8 protein-coding genes and 1 pseudogene are annotated in these 9,328 nt (G+C 74.8%); 5 read left to right on the top strand and 4 right to left on the bottom strand.

Annotated features, from left to right (window positions below; genetic code table 11):
- Both dapA and E1265_RS28205 read right to left on the bottom strand, forming a co-directional pair.
- Window positions 1-831, bottom strand: an 831-nt coding sequence (gene dapA / locus E1265_RS28210; RefSeq protein ID WP_132933820.1) for a 4-hydroxy-tetrahydrodipicolinate synthase, incomplete at its 3' end; no start/stop codon positions are given.
- Between the two features lie 56 nt (window positions 832-887).
- Window positions 888-2,705, bottom strand: a complete 1,818-nt coding sequence (locus E1265_RS28205; protein ID WP_347877255.1) for an endonuclease/exonuclease/phosphatase family protein — start codon at window positions 2,703-2,705, stop codon at window positions 888-890.
- Window positions 2,706-2,986: 281 nt separating this feature from the next.
- Here E1265_RS28205 and E1265_RS28200 point away from each other — a divergent pair, with 281 nt between their 5' ends.
- Together E1265_RS28200 and E1265_RS28195 are read left to right on the top strand one after the other, a co-directional pair.
- Window positions 2,987-4,531, top strand: coding sequence for a hypothetical protein (locus E1265_RS28200; protein ID WP_132933818.1), 1,545 nt, complete (start codon window positions 2,987-2,989; stop codon window positions 4,529-4,531).
- Between the two features lie 2 nt (window positions 4,532-4,533).
- The gene (locus E1265_RS28195) at window positions 4,534-5,247 is read left to right on the top strand and encodes a histidine phosphatase family protein (RefSeq protein ID WP_243741167.1); all 714 of its coding nucleotides are present in this window, start codon (window positions 4,534-4,536) and stop codon (window positions 5,245-5,247) included.
- A 262-nt stretch (window positions 5,248-5,509) separates the two neighbouring features.
- Here the strand turns inward: E1265_RS28195 and E1265_RS28190 are convergent, their stop codons facing one another.
- Window positions 5,510-6,118 (bottom strand): phosphotransferase, encoded by a 609-nt coding sequence (locus E1265_RS28190; RefSeq protein WP_207931243.1) that lies wholly within the window; start codon window positions 6,116-6,118, stop codon window positions 5,510-5,512.
- A gap of 101 nt (window positions 6,119-6,219) precedes the next feature.
- Here E1265_RS28190 and E1265_RS28185 point away from each other — a divergent pair, with 101 nt between their 5' ends.
- On the top strand, window positions 6,220-6,591 hold the full coding sequence (locus tag E1265_RS28185) for a zinc-ribbon domain-containing protein (RefSeq protein ID WP_132933817.1): 372 nt from the start codon (window positions 6,220-6,222) through the stop codon (window positions 6,589-6,591).
- 44 nt (window positions 6,592-6,635) lie between these two features.
- Here the strand turns inward: E1265_RS28185 and E1265_RS28180 are convergent, their stop codons facing one another.
- Window positions 6,636-7,259, bottom strand: a complete 624-nt coding sequence (locus tag E1265_RS28180; protein WP_207931242.1) for a TetR/AcrR family transcriptional regulator — start codon at window positions 7,257-7,259, stop codon at window positions 6,636-6,638.
- A 146-nt stretch (window positions 7,260-7,405) separates the two neighbouring features.
- Between E1265_RS28180 and abc-f the strand changes: the two genes are divergently transcribed.
- Together abc-f and E1265_RS28170 are read left to right on the top strand one after the other, a co-directional pair.
- Window positions 7,406-9,019, top strand: coding sequence for a ribosomal protection-like ABC-F family protein (gene abc-f, locus E1265_RS28175; protein WP_132933815.1), 1,614 nt, complete (start codon window positions 7,406-7,408; stop codon window positions 9,017-9,019).
- 31 nt (window positions 9,020-9,050) lie between these two features.
- A pseudogene (locus E1265_RS28170) lies at window positions 9,051-9,328 on the top strand (virginiamycin B lyase); the annotation flags it as partial.

The raw sequence follows: 9,328 nt of genomic DNA, 5'->3' as shown, positions 1-9,328 counted from the left end.
GGGGAGGGGCGGGCGGACGGGGCCGCCGGGGAGGCCGGCGGCCTGGAAGAGCGCCTTGACGCTCACCGTGCCGGGGACCCCGTGCATCATGGCCGCCACCAGCGGCAGCAGCGCCCGGTGCCGGCTCGCCGCGAGCGCCGTGTCGCCCGCGGCGAACGCGTCGAGCACCCCCCGCACCTGGCGGCCGGCCACGTTGGCGACCGTGCTGACGCAGCCGACGGCGCCGAGCGCCAGCAGCGGAAGGTTCAGCTCCTCGCTGCCCGAGTAGTAGGCGAGCCCCGTGGAGCCCATGACCAGGCCGGACTTCAGCAGATCGCCGGTGCACTCCTTGACGGCCACGATCCTCGGGTGCTCGGCGAGCCGCCGCAGCGAGTCCACCGTGAGCGCCGTGCCCTCGCCCGTCCGCACCGGGATGTCGTACAGCATCACCGGCAACTCGGTCGCGTCGGCCACCGTCCGCAGGTGCGCCACGATCGCCTCCTGCGGCGGCCGCGAGTAGTACGGCGTCACCACGAGCAGCCCGTGCGCGCCCGCCTTCTCGGCCGCCTCCGCGAGGGCGACCGTGTGGCGCGTGTCGGCCGTGCCCACCCCGGCGACCACCCTGGCCCGGTCGCCCACCGCGTCCACCACCGCCCGCACCAACGTCGACTTCTCCGCGTCCGTGGTGGTCGGCGACTCGCCCGTGGTGCCGCTCAACACCAGGGCGTCGCAGCCGGCCCGGTCCACCAGGTGCGTGGCGAGCCGCTGGGCGCCATGCGGGTCGAGACCGCCGTCGGCGGAGAAGGGAGTGATCATCGCGGCGGCGCAGCGGCCGAAGGGGGGAGTGGACATGCGGGCAGTCTGCACCCCTCCGGCCGCCCTCGGCCACCGGTAATCACGTGGTCCTGTCAGGGCTCGAAGCGCAGCACCTGCGGGTCGTGGTCGCTCGCCTGGTCGGCGAACTCCGCGTTGATGTGCACGATGTCGTAGTCGAAGCGCCTGATCGAAGGGGACACCAGCGTCTGGTCGAGCACCTGGGAGTTGCCCTGGAACAGGTATGTGTAGCGCTCGTCGGGCGGCAGCGAGTCCACCGCGCTCCGCAGCGCGCCGTCCTCGGTCAGGGCCCTGGTGGTCGGCGAGAACTCGAAGTCGTTGATGTCGCCGAGCACCACGACCTGGGCCTGCCGCCGCGCGGAGCGGATGTCCTGGACGAAGGAGTTGACGACCCGCGCCTGCGCGATCCGCTGCGCCTCGGAGGACCGCACCGGCGGCTGGAAGCGACTGTGGAGGGGGTGGTCGCCGCCCTTGGAGGTGAAGTGGTTGGCGATGACGAACACCGTCTCGCCCCGGAAGGAGAACTCGGCGGCCAGCGGCTTGCGGCTGTCCTCCCAGGCCCAGTTGCCCGGGTCGACGCGGCCGGGGGAGGCGGTCAGCTCGGCCCGGCCGCGGCGCTTCACGACCTCCGTGCCGGTGGTGGAGTCGCCGCCGGGACGGTCGACGAAGGAGACCCGCTCCGGGTTGAAGAGGAAGACCGTGCGGATGTTGCCGCCCGGCTGCCCGCCGTCCTCGCCGTCCACCGGGTCGATGCCGCGCCACTCGTATTGCGGCCCGCCCGCCGCCACGATGGCGTCGACGAACCGCCGCAGCGTCTCGTCGGCGGCCACGGTCCCGTCGTCGGCCGCCCCGCTGTTGTCCTGCACCTCCTCGATCGCCAGGATGTCGGGGGAGGCCAGGTGGGTCACCACGCCCTCGGCCAGCCGGTCGAACTTGGACTGCTCGTTGCCCGGGTTGAGGTTCTCCACGTTGTAGGTGGCGATGGCCAGCTCGTCCCGCCGCTGCGGCCTGGTGCTCTCGGGTGTCAGCCCGCCGGGCTCCACCGTGCCCATCTCGCGGGCGGCGATCAGGTAGCCGCCGAACTCGTCGTAGTCCAGCGGGCCCACCGTGGTGCCGGCGAGCACGTCGCCCACGTCGGCCCGCGGGAACGGCTGCTGCGCCACCGGAACCAGCGACTCCACCTTCAGCCGGCCCGCGTTCTGGTCGGCGTAGGAGGCGTACCTGGTGCCGCCGCCCACCGTCCGGTTGGCGTGCGGGTCGAGCGTCACCCACAGCTCGTAGTACGGGGTGCTCGGGCCGACCACGGCGGTGTTCTCGACCGCGACCGTCATGCCCTCGAGGGACTCGAACAGGTCGAGGGCGTAGCGGTTCGGACGCAGGGCGAGGCCCTCGATGTCGCCGCCCTCGGCTGGGTCGCCCGCCGGCGCGTAGCGCTGCGGCAGGTCGTCGGCGTCCAGGGTGACCTGGGTCGGCAGCTCGTTGCCCGACGAGACCACGGTCACCGTGGGCCGCGAGATCTGGGTCACCGACTGGCCGCCGATGTCCTCGCCGCCCGGGTAGTACTCGCCGACCAGACCCGACACCCGCACGTCGTCGCCGACCGCGACGCGCGGCGTGGAGCTGGTGAAGACGAACACGCCCTCGCTGGTCGCGGGGTCGTCGTCCGGCGTCGGGTCCTGGATCCAGAAGCCGCGCGAGCCGTAGGTGCGCACGCCCGTGACGATGCCGGGCACGTCGGTGACCTGCTGGCCGGCGTAGGGCGATATCCGGGTGTCGCCCTGGATGTCGTGGACCCGGGGAGCCGCGAGGGCGCCCTGGTCGGCCGGCTCCTCGGCGTGCGAGGGGTTGACCAGCAGCGCGGAGCAGAGGCCGGCGACGACGAGCGCCCCCACGGCTGCGGATCTGTGGCGTGGACGGACTGAGGCGGACAAGGGACCCTCCAGGGCGGTAGCGGCGGAGCCTTCCTCCAGGACCGGCTCTACGCGCGTCAAGCTCCCGCAGCGGGGCGGGCCTTGTCAACGCCCCCTGGGGATCGGGACGGAGACGTTCCGGTTAATCGCCGCCCACACCCCGGCAGGGCACGGGCCCGGCGCCAATGCTGATGAGCCGTCACGGGGACACCCGCGCCTCATCTAGGCTGGGGGACGGCCATCCGTGGTTTCGATGAGGAGCGATGGTGAACACCGCTGACGAGCGTCCCGTCATGCCGCCCGTGCGGCTGCCCTCGGAGGCCGAGCTGGCCCGAGAGGCCCTGGCCGCCCCGCTGTTGTCCCGCGCCGCCCGCCTCGCCCGCTGGGCCGCTCCCGAGGTGCCCGTGGGCGCCGGCGGCGAGCTGCCCGCCGAGCGGCTGCGCTCCGCGGTGGCCGTGCTCGGTCTCGAGGCCGACGAGGAGGGCGAGTTGCTGGCGGCGGAGGCGTGGAACTTCGCGGTCGACAGCGGCCTCGTCGTCGTGCTCGAGGACCCGGAAGCCGCGGAGGGCGGCGCCGGGGACGAGGACGGGGGCGAGGTGGTCGCCGGCACCGCCGCGCCCGGGCCCGAGCTGGCCCAACTCACCGAGGGGCGCCCGGCCGACGTGCTGGAGATCTGGGCCGAGGGCCTGGACGCGGTGCTGGCCGAGGTCGCCACGCCCAGCTTCGAGGAGCTGCTCGGCGAGCTGCCGGGCGGCCCGGGCGAGGACGGCGGCGCGTCGATCGACCCGTCCACCGTCGACCTTGACGCCCTCGACTGGGACCCGGAGGAGGAGGCCGACTTCCTGGACGCCGCGCTCGGCAGCCTCTACCTGTTCGCCCTCACCGACGACTCGGGACAGGCCGCCAGCATGGTGCCGCTGCCGATGGTCGCGGCGGCCTCGGTGATCCCCGAGGACATGGACGAGCTGTCCGAGGCCGTGATGGACGAGCTGTCGGCCGCCGTGCTCAAGCTGGACGAGCAGTTCAGCGCGCTGGTCAGCACCGGCCTCCTGGAGTACGAGCCGGTGGACGAGTCGGTGCTCGCCGAGGCGGAGGGCGAGGCGGTCGAGAGCGACGACGTCGAGGTCGACGACACGGAGGACCTGACCCGCTACGGCCGGGCCAGGCTGACGACGCTCGGGCTCCACGCGGTGCGCCGCCGCATGATCGAGGCCGGCCTCACCGCGCCGCTGGTCGGCGAGCTGGCCGACCAGGAAGCGGCGGCGCTGCTCGCCGCCCTGCCGTACCGCCCGGAGACGGCCGCGCACGACGAGGCCGAGCTGTGGCTGGCCGCCCGCGAGCCGCTGTCCGCCGCCCGGGAGCTGCTGGCGGCCGCGCGCGGCGGCGATCCGGCGGGCCCGGGCCGCCGGCTCGGCTGCCAGCTGGTGCTTGCCATGCTCGACGGCCGCGCCGAGCCGGCGCTGCGCGAGGTGCTCGCCGATCCCGAGCTCGGCGGCCTGGCCCGCGTCTGGCTCGCCGAGCACGGCGTCGTCGACGTACCGCCGCCTGCCGAGGACATGGTCTTCTGGCTGACCATCGACACCCTCGCCGCGCAGCTCGGCGGCGCCGAGATCGTGGAGAACGCGCCGGAGCTGCGCGAGCTGGTGACCGACCTGGCCGACCAGCACAGCGGCTTCTTCGACCGCGCCTGGCGCACCGACCATCCCGCCACCGCCGATGTGCTCGAGGCGGTGGGCCGGCTCCACCCGGACAAGCAGCTGGCCAAGCAGGCCCGCAAGGCGGCCTTCAAGTCCCGTTCCCGGGACTGACGGTGGAGCCGGCCGCCGCGCCGATCCCGCCCCGCCACCCGCTGGCCGAGCTGGTCGCCGTCCGCCACGGGGAGAGCACGGCCAACGTGCTCTTCGCCACGGCGCGGCGCGGCGGCCCGGTGGTGATCCCGCCCGAGCCGCGCGACGCCGACGTCCCGCTGACCGAGGCCGGCCGGGCGCAGTCCTTCGCGCTCGGCCGCTGGCTGGCGGCCCTGGCGCCTGGGCGCCGCCCCGAGCTCGTCCTCAGCTCGCCCTATCTGCGGGCGCGGCGCACCTGGTCGCTGATGGCCGAGGCCGCCGGCGGCGGCTGGCCGGCGCCGCTGGTGGACGAGCGGCTGCGGGACCGGGAGATGGGCGCCTTCGGCCTGCTGCCCGAGGCGGTGATCCGCGACCGCGCCCCCGAGGAGGCCGAGCGCCGGGCCCGCCTCGGTGACTGGCACTACCGGCCGCCGGGCGGCGAGTCGTTGGCCGACGTGGTGCTGCGGGTGCGTGACCTGATCGCCGAGCTGGCCGGCGCGGCGGCCGGCCGTCGGGTGCTGCTGGTGGCCCATGACGCGGTCGTGGCGGCCGTGCGCCAGGTGGCGGCCGGCCTCGGCGCGCCGCCGCCGGTCGACGAGGAGCCGGTGCCCAACGCCTCGATCTCCCGCTGGGTCGGGGACGGCGGCCGGCTCCGGCTCGTCGAGTACGGCGCGACCGACCACCTGCCCGCGGTCTGAGGGCTGCCCAGGGAAGCGGTGCTCAGTCGCCGGAGTCGGCGGGGAGGATCGTGCGTTCCGAGCGGAGCCAGGAACGCTCGGCCAGCATCTCGGCCGCGTCGCCGCGGGCGAGGAACGTCGCCCATGGCTCGTGGTCTCGCCGGCCGAGCCGGTCGATGCGCTCGGCCTCGCGGGCCTGGAGGGCGTCCAGCGCGTCGAGAACCGCGGCCGGGCGCGCCCCGTAGGCGGCGCACAGGGCGTCGAGGCGGCTCCGCGTGGCGTGCTACCCGGGGATCGTCGCTCTTCTTCGCTGCTCTACGGGACGCAGCGGCACGGCGTACCAGGCGAGTTGGGCGAGGTCGTCGAGGGCATGGCCGGGCGCCGCGCGGTCCCAGTCGATGAAGCCGGCGAGTCGGTCGCCGTTCCAGACGGAGTTCCACGGGCCGAGGTCGCCGTGGCGAACGATCATGCCGGGCCGCCACTCGTCCTCCTGGCCCTGCCATCGGGCGTCGGCGGGCGGCCGGAAGTCCCGGACGGCGTCGTGGTAGTCGCGCAGCCAGGAGGCCAGTTCGCTGATTCCGGCGGTCGACCGCAGGGCCGGCGGCCAGGGCGTGAACGCCGGCTCGCCGTGCAGCAGCGACAGCACCTCGTCGCCGCCTTCAGTGCCGAGCACCCGGGGAGCGCGAGTGAAGCCCACCGACTCGAGGTGGGTCAACAGGGCGTGCACCGCGGGCGTCCACGCGCCGACCGGCCGGCGGATGGTCTCGCCGATCCGCCGCACCGTGGTCACGCTGCCCCGGTCGGTGGCGCCGTCCTCGATCGCGGGGTCAGCGTAGCCCCGCCGGAGCTCACCGGACGCCGCCGGGCGTGGGACACCCGGCAGGCTGGTCACGATTGGGCAAAGGAGGCCCCGCGGCCGCAACCACGCGGGCGTGGATGGTGTCCTGTTGGGGTCATAGTTATCGCTGGTACGTACGCAACCGGAGTTCTCGCGTGCTCATATTCGGCTCCACCACCAAGGTCTTTCAGCTGGCGATGCTGAACCTGATCTGCAACTTCTGCGGCAACCCCTCGGCGCAGGCGCTGCGCAAGCGCGTCACCAAGTTCACCCTGTTCTTCATCCCGCTCTTCCCGATCGCCCCGTCCAAGCACACCCTGCAGTGCACCTTCTGCGGCGGGACGCAGGAGGTGTCGAAGGAGAACGCCGAGCACCTGCTGGCCAGCGCCGGGCAGGCCGCCCCGCCGCAAGCGCCGGCCCAGGGCGGCAACCCCTTCGCGGGCCAGCCGCAGCCGGGTGGTCAGCCCGGCGCGCAGCCGATGGCCCAGCCCTACCCGCAGCAGGGCCAGCCCCGGCAGTTCGGCTGATCGCGGTCCTCTCGATCGCGGTTCCCCTGATCAAGGTTTCCTGATCACGGCAGCCTGACGGACGGGCCGGCCCCGGCCGGCCCGTCGAAGGCGCCCGCCGCGGCCGCGAGGGCGGCGGCGCGCGCCGCGTCCGCCGGCAACCCGGGGTCGTCGGGCAGCCGCAGCAGCACCAGACGGTGGTAGACCGGCGCGGTGGCGGCGAGCAACAGCCGCCGAGCGTCGGTTCCGGCCGGCACCTCGCCGCGCGCGACGGCCCGGTCGACCACCACCTCGCAGCGCGCGTACCTGTCCTCCCAGAACCGCCCGAGGGCCGTCGCGGCCGCCTCGGAGCGGAACGAGGCGGCGATCATGGCCATGGTGAGCGGCGGTTCCTCCATCAGCGCCGCCCGCACCTCGTCGTTGAGCGCCGTCAGATCGCCCGCGAGCGAGCCCGTGTCGCGCGGCCGCCAGTCGTCGTCGCGCGCCGACCCGAGCACGTCGGCCAGCAGGCCGCCCACGTCCCGCCACCGCCGGTAGACCGTGGTGCGGTGGACGCCGGACCGCTCCGCCACCGCGTCCACCGTGAGCTCGTCGTAGCCCCGCTCTACCAACAGCGCGCGTACCGCCGCCAGCACCTGGGCGCGGATCCGGGCCGCGCGGCCGCCGGGGCGGCGGGCTGTGGCCGTCATGCCAGCAATGCGTTTGCTCGTTCGGCCGTCTTCATGGCAGCATCCTAATGCAACTGTCGTCGCAGTAATGGAGTGGATCGTGCTCAACCGAAGCGTTCCCCAGGTCATGGCCACCGCCTCGCACTCGAACGCCTCGGAGCACCCGCATGTTCGTCCGTCCCACCGCCCGTCCCACCCAGATCACCGCGCTCGGCGTCGGTAAGTCCTACGACGGCCGGGTCGTCCTCGACTCGGTCAGCTGCTCGCTCGGCGCCGGCGAGCGCACCGGCATCGTCGGCGAGAACGGCTCGGGCAAGACCACCCTGCTGCGGCTGCTCGCCGGCCGCGAGCGCCCCGACCACGGCGAGGTCATCCTCCACGCGGAGGGCGGCGTCGGATACCTCGCCCAGGACGCCGCGCTGCCGCCCCGGCGCACCGTGCGACAGGTCGTCGACCGTGCCCTGCGTGAGCTGCGCGCCATCGAGGCCCGGCTGCGCCGGCTGGAGTTCGCGATGGCCGACGGCGACGAGTCGGGGCTCGCCGAGTACGGCGACCTGCTCACCGTCTTCGAGCTGCGCGGCGGCTACGACGCCGACGCACGCGTCGAACGCGCCCTGCACGGCCTCGGCCTCGGCCGCCTGCCCCACGACCGGCCGGTCGGCGCGCTCTCCGGCGGCGAGCAGGTCAGGCTGCGGCTCGCCGCCGTTCTCGCCGCCGCCCCCGAGGTGCTGCTGCTCGACGAGCCCACCAACCACCTCGACGACGCCGCCCTGGCCTGGCTCGAGGACCACCTCACCGCGCGCCGTGGCACCACCGTCGCCGTCTCCCACAACCGCGACTTCCTGGAGCGCGTCGCCACCACGCTCATCGAGGTCGACGCCGACCGGCGCGGCATCGTCCGCTACGGCAACGGCTACGCCGGCTACCTCGCCGAGCGCGCCGCGGCCAGGCAGCGCCAGGCCCAGGCGCACGCGCGCTGGCGCGACGAGGTCGACCGGCTCCGCGAGGCCACCCTCACCACCGCCCGCCGCGTCGCCCCGGGCCGGGCGATGCGGGACGCGAACAAGATGGCGTACGACCGGGCCGGCGGCCGCGTCGAGCAGTCGCTGGCCAGCAGGGTGCGCAACGCCGAGGAACGGCTGCGCCGGCTGCTCGCCGACCCGGTGCCGCCGCCGGCCGAACCGCTGCGCTTCACCGCCCCGTCGCACCGCGCCGACGCCGCGCCGGAGGGCACGCTCACGGCCGCCGGGGTCGCGGTCACCGGCCGCCTCGCCCCGACCACCCTGGCGCTCGGGCCGGGCGAGCGACTGCTGCTCACCGGGCCCAACGGCGTCGGCAAGAGCACCCTGTTGCGCGTCCTCGCCGGCGAACTCGCGCCCGACGCGGGCAGCATGGCCCGCCGGGGCCGGATCGGTCACCTGCCCCAGGAGCCGGCGCCCGGCCGCCCAGGCCAGACCCTGCTCGCCGCCTTCGCCCACGGCCGCCCGGGCTTCGCCGAGGAGCACGCCGAACGGCTGCTCGCCCTCGGCCTGTTCCGCCCGGAGCAGCTCGACGCGCGCGTCACCGACCTCTCCACCGGGCAGCGCCAACGTCTCGCCCTGGCGCGGCTGGTCACGGAACCGGCCGACGCGCTGCTGCTCGACGAGCCGACCAACCACCTCTCGCCCGCCCTGGTCGAGGAGTTGGAGGCCGCCCTGGCCGACTACCCGGGCGCGCTGCTCGTCGTCAGCCACGACCGCCGGCTGCGCCGCCGCTGGCACGGCCCCCAACTCACGCTCTGAACGCCCACCGCCGAAGCCCGGAGACCATCACATGCCAACCCTGATCACCGTCTCGGAACCGGCCGCGGGCCCCTACGGCATCACCGTGGGGCCAGACGGCGCCGTCTGGTTCACCCTGGTCCACGCCGGCGAGCTCGGCCGCCTCGCGCCGGACGGCCGCGTCGACCGCTTCCCCGTGGGCGCGGGCCCCTCCCTCATCACCACGGGCCAGGACGGCGCCCTGTGGTTCAGCCTCAACCAGGCCAACGCGATCGGCCGGATCACGGCCTCGGGCGAGGTGACCACGTTCCCCCTGCCCACCCCGGACGC

It is taken from the genome of Streptomyces sp. 8K308 (genome assembly GCF_004348315.1).
GTDB lineage: Bacteria > Actinomycetota > Actinomycetes > Streptomycetales > Streptomycetaceae > Streptomyces.
This window is presented reverse-complemented; position numbering and strand designations above follow the sequence as displayed.